We start from the raw sequence: 26,905 nt of genomic DNA on the forward strand, positions 1-26,905 counted from the left end.
ATCTGTTGATGCGGGTTTTGATATATTCTCCCTCCTCTAAATCTTCTACAACAGATGCAGACTGAGCAGGTTTTTATGACTGAGTATCTTGCTTTAATCATCATTTTTTATCATTACAGATACTTAAATAAAAAACGTTCATCACTTCTTTTATCAAAGCACTGTCGGTTTTGGGAAAAGATTTCAATTAAAAAAGAAAAATATCGCGCATCGACCAACACTGAAAATTTGGCTTTAACTTGGTGATTGATCCTGTTGAAGGATTAAATCTCTTTCTTAAACGATGAGCTTATCGGGGTAAGTGATCGCGTATTGAAAGGATTGATCACTCATTTCCATCGATCTCAATCTTTTGCCGGTGGGTCATCTCCACTGCGGCGCTGTGACGCTAGGAATTGCTTATCATCTATCAACATCAATAACGGTTTAAGTCTGGAATTTACAGTTTTTATTTTTTCTCAGCGAACAACTGCGCTGAATACACTATTTAAAATGAACAAATAAAAACCGGCCTTTAAAAGCCGGTTTTCTCATGAAATGTCATCTGTTTAGTGCATCATCTTAACCCTAGCGGGATAAGGTTGGGTAAGCCGCACGATCCTGTATATTTTGATAGGCCAAAAATAAACTGATGGTGATGGCAATCAGGGTGGTCAGACTAATATTCTGCAAAATATTAAACGGCAGGAAGAACAGAATGATCCCCATCACAAAGCCGGTCAGAAACTGGACACAACCCATTAAGGCACTGGCTAGACCGGCCTGACTGGACTGGCTATGCAGTACAATCGCAATTGAGTTGGGGCCGGTAATCCCAATCCCGCCAATTAACAGAAACAGCCCCAGCATAATCACATATAAATTGGGGAAATTCAGCCAGGCACACAGATTGATCATGACAATTCCGCTCAGCTGAATAAAACAGCCACCTTTAAACAGCTGATACACGGTAAAGGAGCGAATCAGGCGTTTATTCATGGAGGAAAATACAATCAGGCTAAATGCATTAATTGCAAATAAATAGACAAAGGTCTGTTTGGATAAGCCTAGAAAATCAATAAACAGGTTGGAAGATGCGCTTAAATAACAGTAAATAATGCCATAGGAACAGGCGCCGGCCAGCATTGGCAGGCTAAAGGTTGGTGACTGACACAGTTTTAGATAGCTATACAAAATACGCTTAAAAGGCACCACATGGCGTTTGTCTACGGGTAAGGTTTCCTGAAAATACAAATGCACCAAAATCAAGGTCAGCACGCCAATAAGGGTCAGTAAATAAAAAATACTGGACCAGTGAAAATATTGAATCAGCAACACCCCGAAGGCAGGGGCCAGTACCGGTGCTAGCCCCATCACCAGCAACATGCTGGAAAATACCTGCGCCGATTCGCGAATATCCAGCCGATCCCGAATGGCAGCACGGGCAATGACCACACCGGCACAGCCTCCGAGTGCTTGAAATACCCGGCAGATTAGCAAGACCGTTTCATTGGGCGCCAAGGCACAGCACAGACTGGCCACAATATACAGCGCCAGCCCGAAATATAAGGGTGGTTTCCGGCCAAAGCGGTCACTTAAAGGCCCATAAAATAACTGCCCACAGGCCAGACCCAGAAAATAGGCCGCCAGAGTATTGGCCACATGCTGGGTGGTTACCCCATATTCCTGGGCAATGATGGGTAAGGCTGGCAAATACATATCGGTCGATAAGGAGCTGAAAGCCGTTAACAAGGTCAGTAACAGCAGCCAGCCCCGCGAATAGGCGCGCGCGTGTTGAGTATCATCCATGAGTGCAAGATTCCTTCAAGTAAGTGGAGGATCGGCCTGATCCACTATTTCAGTCTTTATCTCAACTTGCTGGCCCACTATTGCAGCCGTTTTACACAAACTTGGATGTTTATTTGAAATTTCAATCAATAAATTACATATTTGATTGTTGTATCGACATCCACTTTTGCGATAAAAAATTAATCATTTCTTGTTAAATCAATGAATTAAGTTTTATTTGCTGGTCGAGAAGACTGAAATATTATTTTGCTAATAAATCTATCAAACGGTTGTTTGAAAAACAAGAATTCATTATGATTCTGTGAATGGATGAAATTAAACCAGCGCAGGCTGTTTTGTGGGGTCGCACCGTTGAGAAAACCGTGTGGAGCAGCACAGCCCGCGTGCTGAAAAAATGAAAAGGACAATAAGGAGTTTGTATGCACTCACCTGAAACGCAACCAAGGAAGTCTCTGTATTATCAATATAAGGTCTATCCTTATTTTCATAGCACCAGCGATACCACCGCACAGCCGGACAGTGTGACCATTGTCGGGGCGGGGCCAATTGGTATGTCGACTGCGCTGCTGCTGGCCAAGCAGGGGATTTCAGTAATTTTACTGTCGGCAGAACAACAACTGTCTGAAGGCAGCCGTGCACTGGTTTATACCAAACGCTCAATGGAAATTTTACATGCTACCGGTGCGGCTGAAAAAATCATGCAAAAAGCACTGCCGTGGACGCATGGTAATTCTATTTATAAAGGTCAGGTGGCGTTTCGCATGGCATCGCCTGTACATGAGCATGACCAGTTCGCCCCTTTAAATAACCTGCAGCAAAACTGGCTGGAAGATTATTTGCTGCAAGCCATTGAGCAGCATGACAATATTGAAGTGCGTTGGGGCAATAAAGTGGTCGCACAGCAGCAGGTAGATGACTGTGTCACTTTAACCTTGCATACCCCAGAAGGAGAATATAAGCACCATGCCAAATGGGTGGTTGCGGCAGATGGCGGCCGTTCGTTTATGCGTGAAAGTATGAACCTGCGTATGGAAGGGGCCAGCTATGAAGGCAAATTCGTAATTGCTGACATCCGCATTAAACTGGATTATCCGACCGAGCGTCTGGCCTTTTTCTCACCGGACTGGAATCCGGGCAATACCATCTTGATGCACCGTGAACCGGATGATATCTGGCGTTTTGACTATCAGCTGGATCCGAACATTAGCCCTGAAGAAGCGCTGTTACCAGAAAACCTGAATAAAGCGGTCAATGACCAGTTAAAAATGATTGGTAAAGATCATTTAAGCTGGGAAATGGACTGGAGCACAGTCTATTCCGCGCGTGCTTTAACCTTAAGCAATTATGTACATAACCGGGTGATTTTTGTGGGTGATGCGGCCCATCTGTTGCCAATTTTTGGGGTACGTGGTGCCAATACCGGTTTTCAGGATGCTTTTGATTTAGCCTGGAAGCTGGCCGCTGTGATTCAGGGCTGGGCGTCTGAGAAATTACTGGAAAGTTATACTTTCGACCGGGTGGGTGCAGCGCGGGAAATTATTGCTGAAGCCAGCAAATCAACCCGTTTTATGGCGCCTCCTACAGAAGGTTTCCGTTTGCTGCGTAATGCGGTGCTGTCATTGTCTTTAGAGCATGAGTTTGTACGACCTTTATATCATTGGCGGACTTCACGACCACATGCCTATACCCATTCACCGCTGAACAGCCAGCAGGATGATAATGCCCAGATGGCGGAACAGACTGAAAATGGTGCCTTGTTCCCGAATCTGAAATTGGACAATGGTCAGTATTTATATGATGTCATTACCGGTCAGTTTACTGTGCTGATACTGGCAGAAAAGGGTCAGTTAAGTGCAGCGTTAAGTGAAGAAATTGCCCAGTTAAAACAGCAGCTGCCCGTACAGCTGATTGCACTGACACTAGATGGACAGGAGGCCAGCGCGGCAGACCAGAGCGTTGCCATCAATGCGCAGCTTGCCGCCGAGCGTTTCTGTGGCGATGTCGGCAGTATTTATCTAGTACGACCGGATCATCATATTAATGGACGCTGGTTCAGCTATCAGCCAGGGCAAATTTCAGCAGTTTTTGAACAATTCAGCACAAGCAAGGAAGGTGTGTAATGCGTGATATTGCGATTCAGGAATTAGAGCAGGTCTATGACTATCTGGCAGAAAGTATTGATCGGGTTGCACCGGAAAAACGCGAACTGTTTTTGGTCAAACTGGCACTTTTAAGTGCCAATAGCATTCAGGATGGTTCAGCTTTTATCCAGCTGATTAATCAGGCCAAAGTTTTTGAAGACTAATATGAGATTAGCCTTTGCAAACTAGGTTTTAAAATAAAGTCAGGATTGGCCGCACTCCGTTTTATACCGGGTGCGGCAGTTTTAAAAGGATTTAAGATGGTTTGATGCTTATGACCACAGTGACATTAATCTCAAATACAGATGCGCATTTAACGCGTCTACAAGCCGCGGATTATCTGGCGCATGTTTTACCCCACTTTAGATCAGCAGCGTCTAAAATCACCCAAAATAAAACCGGAGCATCGCCCCGGTTTTATTCTTCATCTATTTATTCTTCTAACAGGCTTCTTAACATCCAGGCAGTTTTTTCATGGACTTCCAATCGTTGGGTCAGTACATCCGCAGTTGGCTGGTCATTGGCTTCTTCCACCACATCAAAAATACTGCGTGCGGTACGGGCAACTGTTTCATGGGCACGAACCAATAACTCCACCATTTCATTGGCTTTTGGTACACCTTCGACTTCTTCAATCGACGCCAGTTTTACAAATTCTTTATAGGTTCCCGGCGCCGGAAAACCCAGCGCACGAATCCGCTCGGCAATAACATCCAGTGCATTCCATTGCTCGGTATATTGCGTCATAAACATGGTGTGCAGGCTGTTAAACTGTGGCCCGGTCACGTTCCAGTGGAAATTATGGGTCATTAAATATAGGGTATAACTGTCGGCCAGAAGTCGGGAAAGCCCTTCGACAATTTTGGCCCGGTTATCTTCAGAAATACCAATATCAATATGCATCGATGCTTTTTTCATTTTCGCCATGAGTCGCTCCCAAAGCTTGTCGTTATAAGGAATCAGATGATCAACATACATGAATGTAGCACAGTTGCTGCTGCAAAAAGATTGCAGATGGTAGTAATACTGTATAAGCATCATCACCAGAAATCAGAGGAATTTTGAAGATGCTGAAAACGCGCAGATCAGGAGATAGAAAAGTCAATTTGAACAGGGAAGATGAGATAGGATGGATGATCTGCCAGAAATAAATGAAGAATGAGGCCGGCTCATTCTTCATCAGGGATGGAGCACTTAGTTCAATTTTTCATGCTGGATACTGTCACGATAATAGCGACAACCTTTATACAGCAGGAATACGCCAATCACACCGGCCACTGCATTGACAATTGAAATCGAGTTGCCAACCATCAGTGTGTTTTCAAAATAGTTATCGGTAATTAAAGCCACAGCCGTAGTACCCACACCCAAGGCAATCAGGTTGGAGATCAGCAGGAATTTGGCAGAAACCTGAGCACGGAGCTGGTTGGGGGTCAGCATTTGTGTCGCGGCAGCCGAGGCTGGAATCGGGAAGGTCGAGAAGAACATCGCCACAAAAATCAGTGCAAACGATAAGTACAGATTATCTACCTGGGTAAACAGCACACTTGGAATAATCAGCGCTGCACAGCCCAAAGCACCGGCACGAATGGCAGCATCGCTATAGCCACGTTTGGAGAAAAAGTCGATGAGCCAGCCGCAGAACAGCGCCCCCGCCGTATTCGCCACCAGAATAATACAGCCCAGGACATAACCGGTCTGACTGGCATCGAGACCAAAATGACGCATGTAATAGGCCGGTGCCCAGCCTAATAACGAATACAGCATCATGGTGTAGAAAGAGAAGCCAATAAAATGACAGAAGAAGGTTTTCTTGTGCAATTTAATAAAAGCCACCGAGTTCTTAAATGAGGCTTTAACGACTTCACCATCCTGACCGACTTTCACACCTTTACGGCTGGGTTCACGTACGGTCAGAATCATCACCAGGGCCAATAAAACACCTGGTAAACCGACAATAAAGAAAGTCAGTTGCCAGGTTTTTAATTCACCAATTATTGGCAATACCACAAAATCGACTTCTTTTAATAAGCCAATCACGTAGCCGCCAATCAGGAAGGCCAGACCAGAACCAATAAAGGCACCAATCGCATAAACACCTAAAGCACGGCCAAGTTTTTCTTTCGGGAACAGGTCAGCCACAATCGAGTAGAAGGCAGGTGACAGGGCCGCTTCACCGGCACCGACACTTAAACGTGCTAAAAACATCTGGATGAAGTTTTTACTTAAACCACAAGCCGCTGTGGCCAGACTCCAGAAGGCAATGCCGATGGAAATAATTTTAATCCGGGATTTTTTATCGGCCAGTGCGGCAATGGGTACGCCCATAAAGGCATAGAACAGCGAGAAGGCCAGGCCTTGCAATAAGCTGAACTGGGTATCACTGAGCATTAAATCAGCCTTAATTGGCTCAATCATTAAGGACAGAATCTGGCGGTCTACAAAAGACAGGATATAGGCCACCATACAGATAATCACCACATACCACTGATAGGTACTGCTGCTTTCCTGCGAACTAGGCGTGGCCGGCAGGTCAATGGGATGAGCCGCTTCAAACTGTTTACTTTCGGGTTGAATATTCCTTTCAACCGCATCTATCTCTAGAGTTTTATCATTCATTGTGCAACTTCCTGTGCTGAACGTATAAGATAATATGATACGTTTTAAACCTTGTTATTTTTGTTTTGTATCGTCTATCTTCAATTTATTCCTTTCTGCACAGCGGGTCAATCTGTTCTGAATAAAAAGATACATATTTTTAAGTATAAATAAAAAAAGGAATCATAAAGATTCCTTTTCTTGGTTCAATATAGTTCGGCTTAAGCTTCGCCACGTTCTACCAGTGTCAGAATATCGTAGGTGGCGACCAGTTCATTACGCTGGTTTTTCACTTTAATATCCCACACCACCACGCCGTGTGGCTTCTGGCTTGGGTCGCGTTGCTGTTTCGGGGTTTTCTGTTTGCAGGTCAGCTCGACCTGAATGGTATCGCCAATTTTCACCGGCTCGACAAAGCGCAGGTTGTCCATGCCGTAGTTGGCAATCACCGGGCCAGGCGCAGCATCAACAAACAGACCGGCTGCGGCAGACACTACAAAGTAGCCGTGTGCGACACGCTCTTCAAACAGCGATTCTGCCGCGGCAATTTTGTCCATATGTGCATAGAAATAATCACCGCTTAAGCAGGCGAAGTTCACCAGATCGGCCTCGGTTACAGTACGGCGTGCGGTCAGCAGACGTTCACCAACACGTAATTCATCAAACGATTTTTTAAATGGATGAACCCGATCTTCAAACACCTGAGCACCGGCGGTCCAGCTATGCCCAATCTGGGTCATGGCATTCGGTGAACCTTGAATTGCGGTGCGTTGCATATAATGTTTTACCGCGCGCAAGCCGCCCAGTTCCTCACCTCCACCAGCACGACCCGGACCACCATGCACCAGATGCGGCAATGGCGAACCATGACCGGTACTTTCTTTGGCGCTTTCCTCATCCAGCACATGCACACGGCCATGCCACGGGGCAATCTTGGCAATCAGCTGTTCAATATTCTGCTCGCAATCACGTACCACCGAGGCCACCAGACTACCTTCACCGCGTGCCACCAGACCGGCCAGTTGTGCCAGATGATCATAGGCCATCAGCGTTACCACCGGACCAAAGGCTTCAATCTGATGCAGGCTGCTGGCCTGTTCAGGCTGTTCACAGACCAGTACAGTTGGCGGATAGAATGCGCCGAGTTCGGGTTGATCGGCCTGAATACTAAAGTCCTGACGTAAATGGCTACCAAAGACAATTTGGGCTTCCTGGCTTAACTGTTCCACCTTGGCCGCCACGTCCTGTTTCTGTTTGAGGCTGGCCAGTGCACCCATGGTGACCTGATCCAGCTCCGGATTACCGACTACCACTTTTTGCAGCTTGGCAATCAAACGTTCCTGCACGGTCGCTAAAAGTTCACGTGGCACAAAAGCGCGACGAATTGCAGTACATTTCTGTCCGGCTTTGCTGGTCATTTCACGGAAGACTTCACGCACAAACAGGTCAATCGCCGTATCGCTGGCCTGTTCCGTCAGAATGGCGCTGTTGACGGAATCGGCTTCCATGCTAAAGGGAATCGAGTACTGATTCAGGTGCGGATGCGCACGTAATTTCTGGCCGGTTGCAGCAGAACCGGTGAAAGTCACGGTATCTTGTGGATTCAGCTGCTCAAACAGGTCATAAGTCTGGCCGCAAATCAGCTGTAATGCACCTTCCGGTAAATACCCGCTGGCATGAATAGCTTTAACTACGGCATGGGTCAGCTCGGCACCTTCGGTCGCCGGTTTAACAATACACGGTACACCGGCCAATAAGGTTGGCGCGATTTTTTCCAGCATGCCCCAGATCGGGAAGTTAAAGGCATTAATATGCACCGCCACGCCTGCTTTCGGGCTTAAGATGTGTTTGGCGCCAAAAGCGCCATGCTTGGACAGCGGAATCCAGCTGTCTTCCACCCAGGCGGTTTCATCGCTCAGTTCGCGGCGCACCAGACTGGAATAGGCAAACAGGGTACCAATACCACCTTCGACATCAATCCAGGCATCTTTACGGGTACAGCCGGTGGCTTTGGCCAGTTCATAAAAATCTTCTTTACGTTCCAGTAGATATTGCGCCACCTGTTTAAGTGCATTGGCACGCTGATGAAAAGTCCAGGAGGCAATCGCCGCGCCATGCTGTTTGGCATAGTCGACCACCGCACGGGTGTCGAGGCCAAAGCTGCTGACCTGATAAATGGTTTCACCGGTAATGGCATGCTGTACCGGACGGAAATCCTGACTCGCAACAAATTCCTGACCGCATACCAGTGAGCTTAAGGTCTTCAGTGCCGGGCGAACGCTTGAATAATCAGTCGCTTGCGATTCCGTCTGCGCTGTCTGGGTGTCTAACTCAAGCATGATATAACTCCTTTTATGATACGTTTTGAGTAATATTTTAGTTTTGATGTTTCATAATTTCTGACTTTAACGCGCTTTTGTCAATCATATTTCTGCTCAAATTTTGCAATAAAAAATTTTTTAAAAAATAAAAATATTAAAAAACAATAAATTGAGTTAATTTTGTGAATTATTTTATTTGATACTTAAAAATTAATATTGATTTTTAAAATGTATCGTTTTAATTTTAATACCAGAACACTTGGGATAAGTGAGGATAAAATGACAAATCAACTTCACAGCTTTGAGCAGGCAATTGAAAAGGACATTTCAATTGAACCTAAAAACTGGATGCCAGAGGCTTACCGTAAAACCCTGATTCGCCAGATTGGTCAGCATGCGCACTCTGAAGTGGTCGGCATGTTGCCAGAAGGCAACTGGATTACCCGTGCACCTAGCTTAAAACGTAAGGCCGTATTGCTGGCCAAAGTGCAGGATGAAGCCGGTCATGCGCTGTATCTGTACAGCGCAGCAGAAACTCTGGGCGCCGACCGTGATGACATGATGGACAAGCTGATTGCCGGTCGCATGAAATATTCATCCATCTTTAACTATCCAACCCTGAGCTGGGCCGATGTAGCCGCGATTGGCTGGCTGGTCGATGGTGCAGCGATTGTCAATCAGGTCGCGCTTTGCCGTACCTCTTATGGTCCGTATGCCCGTGCCATGGTGCGCATCTGTAAAGAAGAGAGTTTCCATCAGCGTCAGGGCTTTGAAGCCATGATGCAACTGGCCAATGGTACGCCAGAACAAAAACAGATGGCGCAAGATGCGGTTAACCGTTTCTGGTGGCCGGCGCTAATGATGTTTGGTCCAAGCGATGACAACTCGCCGAACAGCGCGCAAAGCATGGCCTGGAAAATCAAACGTTTCAGTAATGATGAACTGCGTCAGAAGTTTGTCGATAACACCGTACCGCAAGTGTTGCAGCTTGGCCTGAGCGTGCCAGATCCAGATTTACGTTTTAATCAAGATACTGGCCATTACGAGTTTGGTGAAATCAACTGGACCGAATTCTTTGATGTGATTGCCGGCAAAGGCCCATGTAACCACGAACGCATTGAAGCACGTCGTAAAGCCTGGGAAGGCGGCAAATGGGTGCGTGATACCGCAGCCGTTTATGCCCAGAAACAACAGACCCAGCAACAACAACAGAAAGTTGCTTAAACAGCTCACATACGGAAATGAAGAAGGAATACGCTCATGGACAATAAAAATCACTGGTCTTTATATGAAGTGTTTGTACGCAGTAAACAGGGTTTAAGCCATCGTCATGTTGGCAGCCTGCGTGCATCTGATGATGAAGTGGCACTGCAAAATGCACGTGATGTTTATACCCGCCGCAATGAAGGGGTGAGCATCTGGGTGGTGAAATCGGAACTGATTACTTCATCTCAACCAGATGAAAAACCGGAATTTTTTGATCCTTCACTGGACAAAGTCTATCGTCACCCGACGTTTTACAATATTCCAGATGGCATTGAGCACATGTAAGGAGCAGTACAATGAATCAAACTGTATTAGCGCAATTTCTCCTGCATGTGGGCGACAGCCAGCTGATTTTATCGCACCGTCTGGCCGAGTGGTGTGGCCATGCGCCGGAACTGGAGCTGGACATTGCACTGGCCAATATCGGTCTGGACCTGCTCGGTCAAGCACGTACCGCTTTAAGTCTGGCTGGTGAGATCGAAGGTTTGGGCCGTGATGAAGACAAACTGGCTTATTTCCGCACCGAACGTGAATACCGCAACCTGTTGTTATGTGAACAGCCGAATGGTGACTTTGCCCAGACCATGGTACGCCAATGGTTGATGGATCTGTACCACCTGGAACTGTTTACAGCCTTAAGCCAGAGCCAGCAGGCCGATGTCGCTGCTTTTGCGGTGAAATCTTTAAAAGAAGTCAAATATCATCTGCGTTTTTCTACCACCTGGATGGAGCGCTTAAGTCTGGGCACTGCTGAAGCGCATGAGAAAACCCAGCAGGGTTTGAACCAGTTATGGCGTTTTACTGCAGAGCTGTTTGAACAGTCCGCAGATGAGCAGCAGCTGGTCACACAGGGCATTTTACCAGACTTTGCACCTTTAAAAGCCGCCTGGACGGCACAGGTACAGACCGAACTGCAACGTTTTGGCCTGAGCCTGCCAGACACGGGTGCGTATCGTAGCGGTGCCAAACAGGGCCTGCATACCGAACACCTGGGCTTTATTCTGGCCGAACTGCAATATATGCAGCGTTCCTATCCAAATATGGCCTGGTAATTCAGCTTGATCACAGGGAGTGAGTCGCATGAATTTAATTCGACATTGTCTAGATGAATGCTGGGATGCGCTGGCGCAGGTGTCTGATCCGGAAATTCCAGTGCTGTCGGTGCTGGATCTGGGCATGATTCGCGGCGTTGAACTCAACGCGCAAGATGAAATTGTGGTGCGACTGACCCCGACCTATAGCGGCTGTCCGGCCACCGATCTGCTTAAAGATGAAATCACCGCGGCGTTCCAAAGTAAAGGTCTAACCCCGGTTCAGGTGGTGGTGGATTTATCGGAAGCCTGGACCACCGACTGGATGAGCAAAAGTGGCAAGCAGAAGTTGCAGCAGTACGGCATTGCGCCACCACAAGGCCAGTCACATCAATGTGGCACGCATGTGGCGCTCAGTGATGGCATTCGCTGTCCACACTGTCATAGCCAGCAGACCAAATTATTAAGCGAATTCAGTTCCACAGCCTGCAAAGCCTTATACAAGTGTCAGGACTGTCTTGAACCGTTTGACTATTTCAAATGTATATAAGTATGACAAGCATCGTCGGCATGCAAGAGGGATTTTCACATGAGCCAATTTATACCTTTAACCATTAAATCAATTCAGCCACAAACCGAACAGGCCATCTGTATTGCCTTTGATCTGGCACCTGAACAGGCCGATTTATTCCAGTATCAGCCAGGCCAGCATCTTACCATCCGTCATTTGACCGAGCAGGGTGAAATCCGTCGTTGTTATTCAATTTGCAGTGATCGTGCTGAAGACATGAGCATTGCCATCAAGAAAATTGATCAGGGCCAGTTTTCGACCTGGGCCAATGAGCATCTTAAAGCCGGTGATGTATTGGAAGTGATGCCACCACAAGGCGTATTTTTTCAAAAAGCAGCCAAAACTGGCGGCCAGAATTATCTTGGCTTTGCTGCTGGTAGCGGCATTACCCCAATTTTGTCGATTGTAAAATCGGTGCTGAACCATCAGCCGGGTGCGCATTTTACCTTGGTTTATGGTAACCGTTCCTGGAAACAGACCATGTTCTCGGAACAGATCATGGATTTAAAAGACCGTTATAAAGAGCGTCTGCAACTGGTCAATGTTTTCTCGCGTGAACTGAATGACAGCCAGTTACTCAATGGCCGGATTGATGCGGAAAAACTGCAACAGCTGTTTCAGGCGGGTTTAATTCATTCCCAGTTCGATCACTGCTTTGCCTGTGGCCCGGAAGAGATGATGAATGCGGTGGAAACAGTGTTACCAGAACTGGGCATCGAGCGCAGCAAAATTCACACCGAGCGTTTTAATACCGGTACTGTGCCGAAAGCCAGCGCTGCGCAAATTGAAAGCCGTAGCGAAGAGAAGGTCAATATTATTCTCGATGGCCGTGAACTGATTGTCGACGTTTCCAAACAGGATGACAGCATTCTCGATGCCGCCTTACGCGCCGGTGCTGACTTGCCTTATGCCTGTAAAGGCGGGGTCTGTGCGACCTGTAAATGCAAGGTGCTGGAAGGTGAGGTCGAAATGGCCATCAACTACAGCCTGGAAGAAGATGAAGTGGCCAAAGGCTATGTGCTGAGCTGTCAGGCACGTCCGACCAGTGCCAATGTACGCTTAAGTTTTGACGAATAAGCAGCGGACAGGGAGTCACAAGCCATGGATTATTTAAAAAGCAGTCTGGCCGCGCCGGGTGTGGTGTTAATTGAACTGAACCGCCCGGAAAAGCGTAATGCCTTGAACAATGCCACCTTAAAAGAACTGGCTGATCATCTGCATCAGCTGGATGCAGATTCCAGTGTAAAAGCCGTGGTGATTACCGGCAATCCGCAGTGTTTTGCTGCCGGGGCAGATTTAAATGAACTGGCACAACTGGATGTGGTGAGCATCCAGCAGGATCAGCGTCCATTGCTGTGGAAAGGTATTGATGAATTTTCCAAGCCACTGATTATGGCGGTCAATGGTTATGCGCTGGGGGCAGGTTTTGAACTGGCCTTGCATGGCGACATGATCATTACCGGTGAAAATGCCCAGTTTGCACTCCCTGAAATTGGTTTGGGCATGTTACCAGGCGCCGGTGGGACCCAGCGTTTGGCGCGTCTGGTTGGGCAGCAACTGGCGATGCGCTGGGCCATGACCGGAGAGATGGTCTCCGCCAATACCGCCTTGCAACACGGCATTAGCAGTCAGGTCTGTCCAAGCGGCCTTACGGTGCAATATGCACTGGAACTGGCAACAAAAATTGCAGCGCAGGCGCCACTGGCTATCCGTGCCATCAAACAGTCCTTAAAGTCGATTCATGAAGTGACCTTGAGCCAGGGCCTCAAATTAGAACGTCAACATTTTGTCTGGCTGGCCGCGACCCAAGACCGTCAGGAAGGCATTCAGGCATTTTTAGAAAAAAGAAAACCGGAATTTAGAGGTGTGTAATGGATTACCAAACAATTATTGTCGAAGAAAAAAATGCAGTGGGCTATTTGACCTTTAACCGTCCGAAGCAGCTCAACAGTTTTAATGAAACCATGCATCAGGAAGTGTCCAAGGTTATGAAGGCCTGGGCCAAAGACAGCAAGATTCGCGCGGTGGTCATTTCTGCCGAAGGTCGTGGTTTCTGTGCCGGACAGGATTTGAATGACCGCGTGGTCGATCCGAATGCCGATGCGCCAGATTTAGGCCTGTCAATTGAGAAATATTACAACCCTTTAATCAAGCTGATTACCGACATGCCAAAACCGGTGCTGTGCGCGGTTAACGGGGTTGCGGCCGGTGCTGGTGCCAATATTGCCTTGGCCTGTGACATTGTGCTGGCTGCGAAATCGGCATCCTTTATTCAGGCTTTCTGCCGTTTAGGTCTGGTTCCGGATTCAGGTGGCACCTGGTTCCTGCCGCGTCTGGTTGGCCGTGCCCAAGCCATGGGGCTGGCCATGCTGGGTGATAAAGTCAGCGCAGAACAGGCGCTGCAACTGGGCATGATCTGGCAGGTGGTAGAAGATGATCAGCTGAAAGCCGAAGCCGAGAAAATGGCCGAGCATTTAGCCAAACAGCCCACCTATGGTCTGTCCTTAATCAAAAAAGCCATTCATGCCGCAGCCGATAATAATCTGGATGAGCAGCTCATTCTGGAACGTGACCTACAGCGTCTGGCCGGCCGTTCAAATGATTATAAAGAAGGCGTCCAAGCCTTTATGCAAAAACGCACACCGCAATATACAGGATGCTAATCATGGAACAACTTTGTTTACAGCAGGCCCGTGTCGCGGTGATTGGTGCCGGCACCATGGGCATTGGTATTGCACAATTGGCCGCCATGCATGGCCATCCAACCCAGCTGTTTGATGTGGATGTGCAAAAATCTGAGGCTGCTTTGGCACAATTAAAAAACCAGCTGGAAAAACGTGTCGCGGCCGGGAAAATGACAGCGCAGCTGTTACAGCAAACGCTGGCCAATTTAACGATTGCTAGTGATCTTCAGGCACTGGCGAATGCACAACTAGTGGTCGAAGCCATTGTGGAAAAGAAAGAGGTCAAACAAGCGCTGTTTCAGCAACTGGCGGCACTGTGTCCAGCGGAAACTATTTTTGCCTCCAACACCTCATCCATTTCTATTACTGCCATTGCCGCGACAATTCCACAGCCTGAGCGTGTGGTCGGACTGCACTTTTTTAATCCGGCACCGGTAATGAAACTGGTAGAAATTATTCGTGGTCTGAAAACCTCAGCCCAGATTGCACAGGCATTGTTCAGCCTGATGCAAAGTTGGAACAAAGTGCCAGTGACGGCCAAATCAACGCCGGGTTTCATTGTCAACCGGGTGGCGCGTCCTTATTATGCCGAAGCTTTTCGTGCCTTGCAGGAAAATGTCACCACGCCTGAACAATTGGATTTTATCATGCGTGAATGTGGCCGCTTTGCTATGGGGCCGTGTGAACTGACCGACTTAATCGGGCAGGATATCAATTTTTCCGTGACCCAAAGCGTCTATCAGGAATTCTTTTATGAGCCGCGCTATCGTCCGTCTTTAATCCAGAAAGAGCTGGTGGATGCCGGCTGTTTCGGCCGTAAAAGTGGACAGGGTTTTTATGATTATCGTCAGGCTGAACGTTCACCGGCCTATCGTTTACCGGCTATGCCGAGCGTTGCACCGGGTGAACTTGAGCTTGCAGTCAATGGAAGCTGGTCACATTCTAGCGGCTTGATCTCGCGGATTCAGGCAGCCTCACAGCTGAAAGTGCAGCGTCAGCCACAGGCAGATGAAGAAATTGTACTGGGTGATGTACGCCTGCGTTTAAGCCGCGGTGAATCGGTCGAGCTGGACTATAGCAAGGACAAAGTAGTGCTGATGGACTGGCATGCTGACTGGAATGTGGCACAGGCGTTACCAATCGTGGCATCACCGGCCTGTAACGCAGCCGATATCGCCAAAGTCGAGCAGTTTTTTGCCGCGATTGATCTGATACCAATCTGGACTAAAGATCATGCAGGTCTGTATGTGCTGCGTACCATTTCCATGCTGGTGAATGAAGCCAGTGAAGCAGTGCTGCATGCTATAGCAACCGAACAAGATATTGATTCAGCAATGAAATATGGTGTGAATTATCCGCAAGGTCCATTCCAGTGGGCAGAAAAAATTGGATATAACACTATTTTACAAATTTTGAAAAATATGTATCGTATTTATGCTGAAGAACGCTACCGTTGTAGTATATATTTAAGCAAGAAGGCTGCACAGGAACGTACGCAGTCACAGCAAGAATTAGAATTTCGCCAAGCAGGCTAAGGAAACCACAGGACATGGAACAGGTATTTATTTGCGATGGAATTCGCACCCCAATTGGCCGTTATGCCGGTGCGCTCAGCAGCATCCGTGCAGATGACCTGGCTGCCTTGCCAATACAGTATTTAAAAGCCCAGCATCCTGAATTACCTTGGCAAGAGCTGGATGAGGTGATTTTAGGCTGTGCCAATCAGGCTGGTGAAGATAACCGTAATGTGGCGCGTATGGCTGCCTTGCTGGCCGGCATGCCGGACAATGTCGCGGGCATCACCCTAAACCGTCTTTGTGCCTCAGGTTTAGATGCGGTTGCCACAGGCGCGCGTATGATCAAGGCCGGTGAAGCGCGGTTTGTACTGGCCGGTGGGGTTGAGTCCATGAGCCGTGCACCTTTTGTCCAGTCCAAACCGGAAACCGCTTTTAGCCGCACCCCGGAAATTTTTGATACCACCATCGGCTGGCGCTTTATTAACCCGAAATTTAAAGCGCAGTTTGGCGTCGATAGCATGCCGGAAACCGCCGAGAACGTTGCAGAAAAATACCAGATACATCGTGCCGATCAGGACCTGTTTGCCTATCGCAGTCAGCAGAAAACTGCAGTGGCCCAGCAAAACGGGATTCTGGCCGAAGAAATTATGCCGGTTGAAATTAAAGACCGTAAGAAAAACAGCATCATCTTCCAGACCGATGAGCATCCACGTGCTGACACCACGCTGGAGGCTTTAGACAGCCTGAAAACCCCGTTTCGTAAAGAAGGCGGTTCAGTTACCGCCGGTAATGCTTCCGGGGTAAATGATGGCGCTGCCTGTGTCATGCTGGCCAATCAGGCTTTTGTGAATCAACATCAGCTAAAACCTTTAGCCAAAGTCGTGGCCTCGGCCAGTGCCGGTGTTGAAGCCAGATATATGGGCATCGGGCCGGTGCCGGCGGTACGTAAAGTGCTGGCGCTGACCGGGCTAACCCTAGATCAGATGGATATCATTGAGCTGAACGAGGCCTTCGCCGCACAGGCACTGGCGGTGACCCGTGAACTGGGCTTGCAGGATGATGATGCCCGGGTCAATCCAAATGGCGGCGCGATTGCCTTGGGACATCCACTCGGGATGAGTGGAACGCGTCTGGTGATTACCGCCATGAAAGAATTAAAACGTCGTCAAGGGAAATATGCACTGTGCACCATGTGTGTCGGTGTGGGCCAGGGCGTGGCCATGATTATCGAAAATGTGGATGAGGACACATCCAAGTAAAAAATACAGCACTCAATCAGGATGATTGAAAAGGAGTAATAAGATGAATAACAATGCAATGGAAAAAATCGAAACTGTTTCAATCGATGAGTTACGTAGCATCCAGCTACAGCGCATGAAAAAAACGCTGCAGCATGCCTACCAGAACAGCCCGGTGTATCAAAAGAAGTTTGATGAAGCAGGGGTTCATCCTGATGATTTCAACACTTTGGAAGATTTGGCCAAATTCCCGTTTACCACCAAACAAGATTTACGTGACAACTATCCGTTTGGCATGTTTGCCGTGCCACAGGAACAGATTGTGCGCGTGCATGCCTCATCAGGTACCACCGGCCAGCCGACCGTGGTCGGGTATACCCAGCAGGATATTCAGACCTGGTCAGATGTGGTAGCACGTTCCTTACGTGCAGCCGGTTTAAGTGCCAAAGATACCATTCAGGTGTCCTATGGTTATGGTCTGTTTACCGGCGGTTTGGGTGCGCATTATGGCGTAGAGCGTTTGGGTGCCACGGTTATTCCAATGTCGGGTGGCCAAACCGAGCGTCAGGCGCAGCTGATTCATGACTTTAAGCCCACCGCTTTAATGGTTACGCCATCTTACTGCCTGAATATTATTGAAGCGCTGGAAAAGAAATTTGGCACAGCCAAAGACTGTTCTATCCGTACCGGTATTTTTGGTGCCGAGCCGTGGACCAATGAAATGCGCAAGGAAATTGAAGAGCGCTTGGGCATTGATGCGCTGGATATTTATGGCCTGTCCGAAGTAATGGGACCGGGTGTGGCAATGGAATGTCTGGAAAGCAAAGACGGCCCAACCATCTGGGAAGATCATTTCTATCCGGAAATTATCAATCCGGAAACTGGTGAAGTCCTGCCAGATGGTGAACTGGGCGAGCTGGTCTTTACCACCATCACCAAAGAAGGCATGCCGGTGATCCGTTACCGTACCCGTGACCTGACCCGTCTGTTACCAGGCACGGCACGCACCATGCGTCGTATGGACAAAATCGTTGGACGCAGCGATGATATGATGATTATCCGCGGTGTGAACGTGTTCCCGTCACAAATTGAAGAGCAGATTTTACATATTCCGCAGCTGATTCCGAATTATCAGATTCATATTTGTAAACAGGGACACCTCGACACATTGCATATTCAGGCAGAAATGCGTAAAGATACCAATGATGTTATGGCGCACCAGTTGGCCGGGCAGTTAAAAGCCCAGATTAAAACCATGGTGGGCATTAGCGTGACGGTGGATGTGTTGCCGGAAGGTAGTCTGCCACGCTCAGAAGGTAAGGCGCAGCGGGTATTTGATATCCGAAAGTCTGCATAGGTTCAGTGGGCGATTGACTGCGGTCAATTGCCCTCACAAACAGGGTGTGAATACATCGCAATGAATCCAAAACTAAAACAAAGTATTGATGATTTTATTCAGCAAGAAGCCTTAAGTGGCACATCGCTGATTATGACCGTATTTGGTGACTGTATTTTTCATCGCGGTGGGATTATCAGTCTGGCTAGCCTGATCCAGCTGATGGATGTGTTTGGCCTGAATGAACGTTCGGTACGTACCGCTGTATTTCGTCTGGTACAAAACGGCTGGTTGGTATCGGAAAAAATTGGCCGCACCAGTTATTACCGTATTACCGAAAACAGCCGTCAGCGTTTTATTATGGCGGACCAGAAAATTTACAGCTTCCAGCACAAGGAATGGGATCAGAAATGGGATCTGGTACTGCTCAGTTCGGTCGAGCTGGAAAATAAAGCCATTTTAAAGAAAGAACTGGAATGGCTCGGTTTTGCCAATATTGCCACCAACGTGATGGCTTATCCGGGTTGTGATCATCTGAAACTGCAAAATCTGCTACTGAATCTGCAAATGACCGATCAGGTGGTGATCTTTAAAGCTGAAACCTTGCAGTTATGGCAGGAGTCGTATCCAACCATTAAACGCATGGTGGCAACCAACTGGCCGGTGCCTGAACTGCATCAGCGTTATGAAAAATTCATGGGTGATTTCCGTGAATTTCTGAATCTGGTTGATGCCGAAGATGAACTGGACCCGGTACAGGCCTTCCAGATCCGGATTTTGCTGATTCATCAGTATCGCCGGATTTTGCTGAAAGATCCGAACCTGCCGTTTGAGCTGCTGCCATCGGACTGGTTATCGCTGAATGCACGCAACTTAAGTAGCAACCTGTATCAGCGTGTGGTCAGTGCCGGAGAAGAATTCTTTATGGAACTGGCGCGCACGTCGGAAGGTTCAATGCCACCGGCGCATCCGCAATTCTTCAAGCGTTTTGGCGGTATTAAAATAGAAGAACCCAGCTCATTGGCTTGAGTCTATTCATAGAGCTTCCTTGCCTCGTGGTGGGGAAGCATCTACTCCGCTTATTTTAAAGGAATAAAATATGCCGTGTTACTCCATTGATGGTGTGATTCCTGTGGTGCATCCGCAGGCTTATGTGCATCCAACTGCTGTACTTATTGGTGATGTGATTATTGAAGCCGGGGCTTATATTGGCCCATTTGCTGCCTTACGTGCCGACTTTGGCCGAATCCATATTCAGCAGAATGCCAATGTGCAGGATTCCTGTACCGTGCATGGTTTTCCAGACAGCGTGACGCTGGTAGAAGAATATGGCCATATCGGACATGGGGCAATTTTGCATGGCTGCATCATTCGTAAAAACGTACTGGTTGGCATGAATAGCGTGATTTTGGATGAAGCGGAAATTGGTGAAAATACTATTATTGGCGCCAACAGTACCGTGAAAGCCAAAGCCCAGATTCCGGCCAATGTCCTGGCACTCGGCAGTCCGGCTAAGGTGGTGCGGCCACTGGAAGACAAGGAAATTGCCTGGAAACGTCATGGCACCCAGCAATATATTGAACTGACTGCACGCTGTCTGCAGAGCATGCACGAGGTTGAGCCATTGCCTGAACAAACTGCCTCACGCCGTACCTATCGCGATTTTTCCGCCGAGCATGTGATTAAAAAACAGGCTTAAGTGAATATAAAAACCTGTGATCTTTAGGTATATCGCATTGTTGATCCCATAAAAAAGCGCTGAATCTATCAGCGCTTTTTCTATCTTATCTCTACATAGACCAATATTTACACGGGCGCTTCCATCAACACCTGACCATATTGTTCGCGTAAATCTTTTTTCAGCATTTTGCCGGTCCCGCTGAGCGGAATACTGTCAACAAAAATAACCTTATCGGGAATCTGCCATTTGGCCACCTTATCGGCATAATAATCTAGTAGTTCGCTTTCGGTAATCTGGCTGTCCGGCACTTTCATGGCAATCACTACCGGACGTTCATCCCATTTTGGATGGCTGGCGGCAATCACTGCGGCCATGGCAATTTCCGGATGGCACATGGCCAGATTTTCCAGTTCTACCGATGAAATCCATTCACCACCCGATTTAATCAGGTCTTTAGAGCGGTCGCTAATGTGCAGGAAGCCGTCACTGTTCAGGCTGGCAATATCACCAGTATCGAACCAGCCATCACTGGTCAGGGCAGATTCATCTTTGCCAAAGTAACGCTCAATAATCCAGTGGCCTTTAATCTGTAAATTGCCGGTGGTCTGGCCATCACGTGGCAGCAAGTCGGTGCCTTTTTCTGCAGAAGCCAGACGTAAATCTACCCCAAATGGTGGACGACCTTGAGATAGGCGTAGCTGGGTTTTCTCTTCCGGGCTGAGCAGTTCATGCTTGGCTTTGAGCTGGTTGGCAGAACCTAGCGGACTGGTTTCAGTCATGCCCCAGGCATGAATGGTGTCGCAGTTATACTGCTCTTTAAAGGTTTTCAGCATCGCCGGCGGGCAGGCCGAGCCACCAACAACATTGCGGTTCATACTTTCCAGCGTGCTGCCAGCCTGTTTGGCTGCGGCCAGTAAACCTTGCCAGATGGTCGGCACACCCAAGGCCACCGTCACTTTATAATTATCAATGAGCTGTACCAGACTGGCACCATCCAGCCCTGGTCCCGGCAACACCAGGGTTGAGCCAACCATCGCCGCAGCATATGGCGTGCCCCAGGCATTGACATGGAACATTGGAACCACCGGCAGCATTACATCTTTGGCCGATAAATTCAGGGAGTCGGGCAGGCTGATGCCATAACTGTGCAGCAAGGTGGAACGGTGGCTGTAGAGCACGCCTTTTGGATTACCGGTGGTGCCTGAGGTGTAGCACAGGGAACTGGCCATATTTTCATCCAGTTCTGGCCAGTCAAATGTCTTGGACTGGGCGGCAATCAAATCATCATAAAACTGAACTTCAGGCAATTTTTCCCGGACCGCATCATCCGGTGCATCCAGACAGATAAAATGCTCCACCTGCGGCAAATGCTGTTTGACCCCGACAATTAGCGGCAGGAAGGTTTTATCAAAAATCACCACCCGGTCTTGAGCATCATTAATAATAAAAATCAGCTGTTCAGGAAACAGACGCGGGTTAATGGTATGGCAGACCAGACCACTCCCGGAAATCGCATACCAGCTTTCCAGGTGACGATGATTGTTCCAGGCAATGGTCGCCACACGGTCACTCTGCTCTAGCCCTAAGGCTTGCAGGGCATTGGCAAAGCGTTTGGCATTCTCTGCCACAGCGGCCCAGTCAGTGCTGCTCATGCTGCCATCGGTATTTTTTGAAATGATGGGTGTATCGCCATGATAGCGTGCTGCATGTTCAATCAGCGAGCTAATCAATAACGGTTGATACATCATACGTCCAAGCATGTTGATATCCTTATTCCATTTTTTTGTTGTTTAAATAATGTCTTGTTTCTTGACTACTTTTCCGAGGCATCATTGCCGAAAAAGGCTGTTTTTTTCATCCTAAACACTTGCGTGATGAAATCAAGAGGGGATTACAAAAAATCTGTTTTGTGCAGACTTAAACCGAAAAATGCGCTAGCTATTTGAATATAGAGTAAAAGCTTCAATAATTATGATGAATGACGTTCAAAAGAAGTCCTTGAAATAACACTTGATCTTTTTAAAAAATGTGTTAAAAAATGAGTATAACCAATTTTGGTTATGCTTGTTTCAGGATGAAATAAGCGGCAAGAAGCTGAATGAAAAAATAATCAAAAATAGGAGTGTTAGGATGCTTCAATTATTAAAAAACTTTTTCTGCTTACATATTTATGAATATGAGCAAATGGAGGAAATTGGTGCGCATATTGAGTGTCGTAAGTGTGGGGCCAATAAATCATAGAGGGGATCAAACCAGATTCAACAAAGAAGTGGGCTAGACTCACTTCTTTTTGTTTATACACTGCATCAACATTCGCGCAGGCTCATCTCCGCCTTTAAATATCTAAATCTCATTCCAAGCTGCTTTATTTACTGCCGTTTCAGGCTAAAATCCTGTCATCTCTCTATAACTGAATGTGCACATGGCCAAAGATTTTAATGCCCCGACCTATATTGTAGATGATCAGCTCAGCGATACCTTGGCCTGGCTGTGTCAGCATCAGGACTGTTTTGATGCCTTTCATTTTGATGTCATCAAGCAGGAACTCACGGTTTATCATGCCAATGGTGCCGATCTGATTAAACCGGGCATGTATCTGAATGCCAATTATGGCTTGTTGATTACCTCATAAAAAAAGCCCATCCAGAAGATGGGCTTTTTCGTGTGATGCGGATTAAACCGCCATCGCATCTACCGACAGTTCCTGAACGGTCGGTTTGGCTTTTTCCGCCACCAGTCCCAGTTTCTGGAACAGTTGACGGTCTTTACCTTCACCGGCATTCGGGGTGGTCAGCAGCTTTTCACCCGAGAACAGCGAGTTGGCACCGGCCATAAAGGCCAGGGCCTGATCTGAATCAGATAAAGATTCACGACCGGCAGACAGGCGGATATAACTGGTTGGCATGATAATGCGTGCCACGGCAATAGTACGAATCCATTCGGTGACATCGAGTTTTTCTACATCGGCCAGTGGTGTACCTTCAATTGGCACCAGCATGTTAATCGGTACAGATTCCGGATGAATCGGCAAGGTGGCCAGTTCATGTAACAGGCCAATCCGGTCCTGAGTATCTTCACCTAAACCGACAATACCGCCGCTACAGACTTTCATGCCGGCATTACGCACATGCTCTAGGGTATTTAAACGGTCATCGAAGCTGCGGGTACTAATAATATTGGCATAGTATTCGCGCGAAGTATCGAGGTTATGGTTGTAATAATCCAGGCCGGCATCTTTCAGGCGTTCTGCCTGAGACTGGTTCAGCATACCCAGCGTCATACAGGTTTCCAGACCCAGCGCTTTTACTTCACGCACCATTTCCAGCACATAAGGCATATCGCGTTCATGCGGATTGCGCCACGCTGCGCCCATACAAAAACGTGAAGAACCTGATTCCAGCGCTTCCTTGGCTTCCTGAATCACTTTTTCAACGGCAATACGTTTTTCAGCTTCCAGCTGTGAATCATAATGAGCCGATTGAGAGCAGTATTTGCAGTCTTCCGGGCATTTACCGGTTTTAATCGAGAGTAAGGTACTCACCTGAATGGTATTGGCAGCAAAATACTCACGATGTACACGCTGCGCCTCAAAAACCAAATCTAAAAACGGTTGCTGATAAAGTGCCTCAATTTCTTCACGAGACCAATCATTACGTACCGGACGCATACTGCTCATAAGTCTGTCCCTAATTATCCATATTTTGCATACTGCATATTAAGCAAAAGCGGCAGGCGCTTCATTAGCAAAATATGACGTAATCCAAAAACAAAGTCCACCTGAAGTGGACTTTGTTGAGCGAGGGAACATGAACTTCAGCATTATTCACGATGATTGCCGTGCATGTTCTGGTTTTGCAGATCGGCGCGATGCTGTTTATTCAGCATCCGGTCATCCTGTTCATGCTGGTTGTTTTTAGGGCTATCAATAGGCCCTTGGGGTTGCTGCTGTTGCTGTTTTAAATGTTCAGTCTGCTGTTCAAGTTCCTGCTTTTGCTGTTGTTTCTGCTGCTGTTGGTTTTTATGATGCGTTTGCATAATAAATTCCTCCTGATGACAACATCTTTTCTGTTGGATTCCTCTATTGAGCCACAATTCAGTACCACGCGCTGTAGGGCTTGTGTGGGGATCTGTGAGCTCAGGTAAAGAAATGAAAAATTATGCAGATTTGGTCAACTGCTCCTGAATGGCCCAGTCGATATGCACATTCACCACCTCATCATGCAGCGTTTTGGCCTGTTGCAGCTGGGCAATAATATCTGCGGAATAAGGCGCATTGCCCAGACCAATCGCAATATTGCGTTTAAAACTCTGATAACCGGTCCGTCTGAGTGGACTGCCTTCGGTGCAGGCCAGGAAGGTGGCTTCATCCCATTGCCAGAGTTCCAGCAGGCTCATCCGGTCTAGCCCATGACGCGGGGCAAAATCATCCAGCGGAGTCAGCTGGGCAAAACTGTTCCAGGGGCAAATTAACTGGCAGTCATCACAGCCAAAAACCCGGTTGCCAATCGGCCGGCGCAAATCTTCAGGAATAATTCCCTTATATTCAATGGTTAAATAGGCAATACATTTACCAGCATCCAGCACATAGGGCTCGACAATGGCTTTGGTCGGGCAGATGTCGATACAGGCACTACAGGAACCGCAGTGCGCCGTGGCCGGTTCATCAAACGGCAACTCAAGCGAGCTAAACAGCTCACCTAATACAAAGAACGAACCGGATTTTTTATGAATCAGCAGGGTATGTTTACCGGTCCAGCCCATGCCGGCACTTTCGGCCAGTGATTTTTCAAAGATCGGGGCTGAATCGGCAAAAGGGCGCGATTCAAAATCACCAACTTTGTCCCGAATCAGGCTGGCTAAAGTTTTAAGACGACCGCGCATGATTTTATGATAATCGCGGCCGCGGGCATAACGCGCAATAATGGCGCTATTGGGTGCATCTGGCACGTGTCGTGGTGTAGGCCGATCGACCAGATAATTCATGCGCACACAAATAATGCTCTTGGTGCCCGGCACCAGTAAGGCCGGGTTGGCACGTTTCTCCAGATTTTCGCCCAGAAAATGCATATCTGCCTGATAACCTTGTGCTAAATAGGCTTCCAAACGGGGTAATTCTGCTTGAGCATCGGGCCGGGCAATGACACAATCAGCAAAGCCCAGTGCTAAAGCCTGTGCTTTAATCCATGCTTTTAACTGGACGGGATCAAGTTGACTGACCGGAATATTCTGCATGGCAGGCGATGAGTTCATAATGACAAAACAAGGGAAAAACAATGCATCCACAAGTTTATCATAGCCGTGATATTCAAGCATGGGAGCAGCGCTGGTTTGCTCGGCAAAACTCGTCTTATGGCCTGATGCAGCAGGTGGCCTGGTCGATTGCCCAGCGCGTCATTCCCGTTTTACAGCAACATAAATATCAGACAGTGGCGGTTTGTTGCGGGCAGGGCAATAATGCCGGAGATGGCTATCTGCTGGCCAAATATTTACAGCAGGCCGGTTTTCAGGTGCATATTTATGCGGCTGAATTGGGTTCTTCACCTGATTTGCAGCAGGCTGAACACGAGGCTCGAGCGGCTGGCCTGGATATTCAATCTGGCTTTCAGTTTCAGCAGTCGTATGAGGTCTATGTTGATGCGCTGTTTGGGATTGGCCTGAATCGTGAACTGAGCGTTGAGTGGCAACAGATTATTCATCAGATGAATCAGCAGCGCGGCTTGAAAGTGGCGATTGATATTCCAAGTGGCCTGGATGCCAATTGTGGTCAGCCTTTACCCTGTGCGATTCAGGCCGATTTGACCTATAGCGTATTGGGTTTAAAAGCTGGACTCTTTACCGGTAAGGGCAAAGCCTACGCCGGACAGGTGGAGCTGATTGCCGCCATTCCTCCCGATCCTGAATTACACGCCATCGCTCAATTGGTACCCACCCAGATTCAGCTGCCGCCACGTCAGGCCTTTGGTCATAAGGGCAGTTATGGGCATGTGCTAGTGGTCGGCGGTCATGCCGATATGGGCGGCGCGGTAATGATGGCAGCGGAAGCAGCGTTTGCGGCCGGTTGTGGCAAAGTGACCGTGGTTTGTGATGCCAAACATCATACGGCTATTTTAAGTCGCGCTCCGAATATCATGCTGCGCGATATTAACACTCTGCAGGATAATGCCATTGAACAGCTGCTACAGCAGGTCGATGCCATCTGTTTTGGTATGGGCCTTGGACGCGATGACTGGGCTGCCCGTCAATATGCGCTGTGGTTGCCAAAATTGTTGCAGGCTAAACTGGAACGGGTACTCGATGCAGATGCCTTATGGTTTCTGGCCGCACATCCGCAGCAGTTACCTGAAGGGACCTATTTAACGCCACATCCGGGTGAGGCGGCGAAACTTTTAGCCCTAACGACAATGGAGGTTGAGCAGAACCGCTTACAGGCTATTCATGAATTACAGGCCCGTTATGGCGGCCAGTGGGTGCTTAAAGGCGCGGGCAGCTTGATTCTGGAAGATCAGCTCTGGCTATGTACTGCCGGCAATGCCGGGATGGGCACGGGTGGCATGGGTGATGTTCTGTCCGGCATGATCGCCAGTTTAAAAGCACAATATCATACTGAACTCAGTTTACATGAGATTGTCACTTTACATGCGCAAGCTGGAGATGTACTGGCGGAATCCGGTATGCGCGGACTTCAGGCACAGCAGATGAATCAGGCCATTTATCAGGTCGTGAACAGGTGAGA

24 protein-coding genes are annotated in these 26,905 nt (G+C 48.0%); 16 read left to right on the forward strand and 8 right to left on the reverse strand.

The genetic code is table 11. The features are described from left to right. Positions 1–567: 567 nt before the first annotated feature. On the reverse strand, positions 568–1,788 hold the full coding sequence (locus GA693_RS03920) for a multidrug effflux MFS transporter (protein ID WP_160241386.1): 1,221 nt from the start codon (positions 1,786–1,788) through the stop codon (positions 568–570). Positions 1,789–2,207: 419 nt separating this feature from the next. On the opposite strand from GA693_RS03920, the gene GA693_RS03925 reads away from it, so the two are divergent. Both GA693_RS03925 and GA693_RS03930 read left to right on the forward strand, forming a co-directional pair. After that, entirely contained in the window at positions 2,208–3,908 is a 1,701-nt protein-coding gene (locus tag GA693_RS03925; protein ID WP_160241385.1) for an FAD-dependent monooxygenase, read from the forward strand. Then, positions 3,908–4,093, forward strand: coding sequence for a hypothetical protein (locus tag GA693_RS03930; protein ID WP_160241384.1), 186 nt, complete (start codon positions 3,908–3,910; stop codon positions 4,091–4,093). Before GA693_RS03925 ends, GA693_RS03930 begins: the two co-directional genes overlap by 1 nt. Positions 4,094–4,361: 268 nt before the next feature. On the opposite strand, the gene GA693_RS03935 is transcribed toward GA693_RS03930, so the two are convergent. The 3 genes from GA693_RS03935 to paaZ form a co-directional block, all read right to left on the reverse strand. After that, positions 4,362–4,856: a Dps family protein gene (locus GA693_RS03935; protein WP_005177343.1), complete on the reverse strand. Its 495-nt coding sequence runs from the start codon at positions 4,854–4,856 to the stop codon at positions 4,362–4,364. A 267-nt stretch (positions 4,857–5,123) separates the two neighbouring features. Continuing rightward, positions 5,124–6,548, reverse strand: a complete 1,425-nt coding sequence (locus GA693_RS03940) for a spinster family MFS transporter (RefSeq protein WP_160241383.1) — start codon at positions 6,546–6,548, stop codon at positions 5,124–5,126. Between the two features lie 200 nt (positions 6,549–6,748). Then, the gene (gene paaZ, locus GA693_RS03945; protein ID WP_160241382.1) at positions 6,749–8,866 is read right to left on the reverse strand and encodes a phenylacetic acid degradation bifunctional protein PaaZ; all 2,118 of its coding nucleotides are present in this window, start codon (positions 8,864–8,866) and stop codon (positions 6,749–6,751) included. A gap of 261 nt (positions 8,867–9,127) precedes the next feature. Here paaZ and paaA point away from each other — a divergent pair, with 261 nt between their 5' ends. From paaA to GA693_RS04005, 12 genes are all read left to right on the forward strand, one after another. Next, positions 9,128–10,072, forward strand: coding sequence for a 1,2-phenylacetyl-CoA epoxidase subunit PaaA (gene paaA, locus GA693_RS03950; RefSeq protein WP_104490639.1), 945 nt, complete (start codon positions 9,128–9,130; stop codon positions 10,070–10,072). A gap of 36 nt (positions 10,073–10,108) precedes the next feature. Further along, positions 10,109–10,399: a 1,2-phenylacetyl-CoA epoxidase subunit PaaB gene (paaB, locus tag GA693_RS03955; protein WP_005177351.1), complete on the forward strand. Its 291-nt coding sequence runs from the start codon at positions 10,109–10,111 to the stop codon at positions 10,397–10,399. Positions 10,400–10,410: 11 nt separating this feature from the next. Next, positions 10,411–11,166 (forward strand): 1,2-phenylacetyl-CoA epoxidase subunit PaaC, encoded by a 756-nt coding sequence (gene paaC, locus GA693_RS03960; RefSeq protein ID WP_160241381.1) that lies wholly within the window; start codon positions 10,411–10,413, stop codon positions 11,164–11,166. Between the two features lie 28 nt (positions 11,167–11,194). Continuing rightward, the gene (gene paaD / locus GA693_RS03965) at positions 11,195–11,695 is read left to right on the forward strand and encodes a 1,2-phenylacetyl-CoA epoxidase subunit PaaD (RefSeq protein WP_160241380.1); all 501 of its coding nucleotides are present in this window, start codon (positions 11,195–11,197) and stop codon (positions 11,693–11,695) included. Between the two features lie 39 nt (positions 11,696–11,734). Beyond that, positions 11,735–12,793: a 1,2-phenylacetyl-CoA epoxidase subunit PaaE gene (gene paaE / locus GA693_RS03970; protein WP_075174494.1), complete on the forward strand. Its 1,059-nt coding sequence runs from the start codon at positions 11,735–11,737 to the stop codon at positions 12,791–12,793. 24 nt (positions 12,794–12,817) lie between these two features. After that, the gene (locus tag GA693_RS03975) at positions 12,818–13,588 is read left to right on the forward strand and encodes an enoyl-CoA hydratase-related protein (protein ID WP_160241379.1); all 771 of its coding nucleotides are present in this window, start codon (positions 12,818–12,820) and stop codon (positions 13,586–13,588) included. Further along, positions 13,588–14,379: a 2-(1,2-epoxy-1,2-dihydrophenyl)acetyl-CoA isomerase PaaG gene (gene paaG, locus GA693_RS03980; RefSeq protein ID WP_160241378.1), complete on the forward strand. Its 792-nt coding sequence runs from the start codon at positions 13,588–13,590 to the stop codon at positions 14,377–14,379. Before GA693_RS03975 ends, paaG begins: the two co-directional genes overlap by 1 nt. Before the next feature lie 2 nt (positions 14,380–14,381). Next, on the forward strand, positions 14,382–15,935 hold the full coding sequence (locus GA693_RS03985; protein ID WP_160241377.1) for a 3-hydroxyacyl-CoA dehydrogenase: 1,554 nt from the start codon (positions 14,382–14,384) through the stop codon (positions 15,933–15,935). A 14-nt stretch (positions 15,936–15,949) separates the two neighbouring features. Further along, the gene (gene pcaF / locus GA693_RS03990) at positions 15,950–17,176 is read left to right on the forward strand and encodes a 3-oxoadipyl-CoA thiolase (protein ID WP_160241376.1); all 1,227 of its coding nucleotides are present in this window, start codon (positions 15,950–15,952) and stop codon (positions 17,174–17,176) included. Between the two features lie 43 nt (positions 17,177–17,219). Beyond that, on the forward strand, positions 17,220–18,512 hold the full coding sequence (gene paaK / locus GA693_RS03995; RefSeq protein ID WP_005177377.1) for a phenylacetate--CoA ligase PaaK: 1,293 nt from the start codon (positions 17,220–17,222) through the stop codon (positions 18,510–18,512). Positions 18,513–18,572: 60 nt separating this feature from the next. Then, on the forward strand, positions 18,573–19,520 hold the full coding sequence (gene paaX / locus GA693_RS04000; RefSeq protein WP_160241375.1) for a phenylacetic acid degradation operon negative regulatory protein PaaX: 948 nt from the start codon (positions 18,573–18,575) through the stop codon (positions 19,518–19,520). Positions 19,521–19,590: 70 nt separating this feature from the next. Beyond that, a complete protein-coding gene (locus GA693_RS04005; RefSeq protein ID WP_005177381.1) occupies positions 19,591–20,190 on the forward strand; it encodes a hypothetical protein in 600 nt (199 codons plus the stop codon). Positions 20,191–20,297: 107 nt separating this feature from the next. Here the strand turns inward: GA693_RS04005 and GA693_RS04010 are convergent, their stop codons facing one another. Beyond that, on the reverse strand, positions 20,298–21,932 hold the full coding sequence (locus tag GA693_RS04010; protein ID WP_104484307.1) for a long-chain-fatty-acid--CoA ligase: 1,635 nt from the start codon (positions 21,930–21,932) through the stop codon (positions 20,298–20,300). A gap of 662 nt (positions 21,933–22,594) precedes the next feature. Between GA693_RS04010 and GA693_RS04015 the strand changes: the two genes are divergently transcribed. Further along, a complete protein-coding gene (locus GA693_RS04015; RefSeq protein WP_075166751.1) occupies positions 22,595–22,804 on the forward strand; it encodes a hypothetical protein in 210 nt (69 codons plus the stop codon). Positions 22,805–22,846: 42 nt separating this feature from the next. On the opposite strand, the gene bioB is transcribed toward GA693_RS04015, so the two are convergent. The 3 genes from bioB to queG form a co-directional block, all read right to left on the reverse strand. Next, positions 22,847–23,848, reverse strand: coding sequence for a biotin synthase BioB (bioB, locus tag GA693_RS04020; protein ID WP_104489004.1), 1,002 nt, complete (start codon positions 23,846–23,848; stop codon positions 22,847–22,849). Positions 23,849–23,991: 143 nt separating this feature from the next. Then, positions 23,992–24,207 (reverse strand): hypothetical protein, encoded by a 216-nt coding sequence (locus GA693_RS04025; RefSeq protein ID WP_005177388.1) that lies wholly within the window; start codon positions 24,205–24,207, stop codon positions 23,992–23,994. Positions 24,208–24,327: 120 nt separating this feature from the next. Then, positions 24,328–25,404 carry a tRNA epoxyqueuosine(34) reductase QueG gene (gene queG, locus GA693_RS04030; RefSeq protein ID WP_160241800.1) on the reverse strand — a complete coding sequence of 359 codons (1,077 nt, stop codon included), beginning with the start codon at positions 25,402–25,404 and terminating at the stop codon, positions 24,328–24,330. Between the two features lie 41 nt (positions 25,405–25,445). Between queG and GA693_RS04035 the strand changes: the two genes are divergently transcribed. Continuing rightward, a complete protein-coding gene (locus tag GA693_RS04035; protein WP_160241374.1) occupies positions 25,446–26,903 on the forward strand; it encodes an NAD(P)H-hydrate dehydratase in 1,458 nt (485 codons plus the stop codon). Positions 26,904–26,905: the final 2 nt, after the last annotated feature.

It is taken from the genome of Acinetobacter indicus (genome assembly GCF_009914475.1).
GTDB classification, from domain to species: domain Bacteria; phylum Pseudomonadota; class Gammaproteobacteria; order Pseudomonadales; family Moraxellaceae; genus Acinetobacter; species Acinetobacter indicus.

Excerpts from the sequence above, each read along its gene's own strand:
- GA693_RS03985 (WP_160241377.1), top strand. The coding sequence starts at position 14,382 with ATGGAACAACTTTGTTTACAGCAGGCCCGTGTCGCGGTGATTGGTGCC.
- GA693_RS03935 (WP_005177343.1), bottom strand. The coding sequence starts at position 4,856 with ATGGCGAAAATGAAAAAAGCATCGATGCATATTGATATTGGTATTTCT.
- paaG (WP_160241378.1), top strand. The coding sequence starts at position 13,588 with ATGGATTACCAAACAATTATTGTCGAAGAAAAAAATGCAGTGGGCTAT.
- pcaF (WP_160241376.1), top strand. The coding sequence starts at position 15,950 with ATGGAACAGGTATTTATTTGCGATGGAATTCGCACCCCAATTGGCCGT.
- paaA (WP_104490639.1), top strand. The coding sequence starts at position 9,128 with ATGACAAATCAACTTCACAGCTTTGAGCAGGCAATTGAAAAGGACATT.
- paaD (WP_160241380.1), top strand. The coding sequence starts at position 11,195 with ATGAATTTAATTCGACATTGTCTAGATGAATGCTGGGATGCGCTGGCG.
- paaZ (WP_160241382.1), bottom strand. The coding sequence starts at position 8,866 with ATGCTTGAGTTAGACACCCAGACAGCGCAGACGGAATCGCAAGCGACT.
- paaE (WP_075174494.1), top strand. The coding sequence starts at position 11,735 with ATGAGCCAATTTATACCTTTAACCATTAAATCAATTCAGCCACAAACC.
- paaK (WP_005177377.1), top strand. The coding sequence starts at position 17,220 with ATGAATAACAATGCAATGGAAAAAATCGAAACTGTTTCAATCGATGAG.
- GA693_RS04025 (WP_005177388.1), bottom strand. The coding sequence starts at position 24,207 with ATGCAAACGCATCATAAAAACCAACAGCAGCAGAAACAACAGCAAAAG.
- paaB (WP_005177351.1), top strand. The coding sequence starts at position 10,109 with ATGGACAATAAAAATCACTGGTCTTTATATGAAGTGTTTGTACGCAGT.
- queG (WP_160241800.1), bottom strand. The coding sequence starts at position 25,404 with ATGCAGAATATTCCGGTCAGTCAACTTGATCCCGTCCAGTTAAAAGCA.
- paaC (WP_160241381.1), top strand. The coding sequence starts at position 10,411 with ATGAATCAAACTGTATTAGCGCAATTTCTCCTGCATGTGGGCGACAGC.
- GA693_RS03940 (WP_160241383.1), bottom strand. The coding sequence starts at position 6,548 with ATGAATGATAAAACTCTAGAGATAGATGCGGTTGAAAGGAATATTCAA.
- GA693_RS04010 (WP_104484307.1), bottom strand. The coding sequence starts at position 21,932 with ATGCTTGGACGTATGATGTATCAACCGTTATTGATTAGCTCGCTGATT.
- GA693_RS03975 (WP_160241379.1), top strand. The coding sequence starts at position 12,818 with ATGGATTATTTAAAAAGCAGTCTGGCCGCGCCGGGTGTGGTGTTAATT.
- GA693_RS04035 (WP_160241374.1), top strand. The coding sequence starts at position 25,446 with ATGCATCCACAAGTTTATCATAGCCGTGATATTCAAGCATGGGAGCAG.
- bioB (WP_104489004.1), bottom strand. The coding sequence starts at position 23,848 with ATGAGCAGTATGCGTCCGGTACGTAATGATTGGTCTCGTGAAGAAATT.
- paaX (WP_160241375.1), top strand. The coding sequence starts at position 18,573 with ATGAATCCAAAACTAAAACAAAGTATTGATGATTTTATTCAGCAAGAA.
- GA693_RS04005 (WP_005177381.1), top strand. The coding sequence starts at position 19,591 with ATGCCGTGTTACTCCATTGATGGTGTGATTCCTGTGGTGCATCCGCAG.
- GA693_RS03920 (WP_160241386.1), bottom strand. The coding sequence starts at position 1,788 with ATGGATGATACTCAACACGCGCGCGCCTATTCGCGGGGCTGGCTGCTG.
- GA693_RS03925 (WP_160241385.1), top strand. The coding sequence starts at position 2,208 with ATGCACTCACCTGAAACGCAACCAAGGAAGTCTCTGTATTATCAATAT.
- GA693_RS04015 (WP_075166751.1), top strand. The coding sequence starts at position 22,595 with ATGGCCAAAGATTTTAATGCCCCGACCTATATTGTAGATGATCAGCTC.
- GA693_RS03930 (WP_160241384.1), top strand. The coding sequence starts at position 3,908 with ATGCGTGATATTGCGATTCAGGAATTAGAGCAGGTCTATGACTATCTG.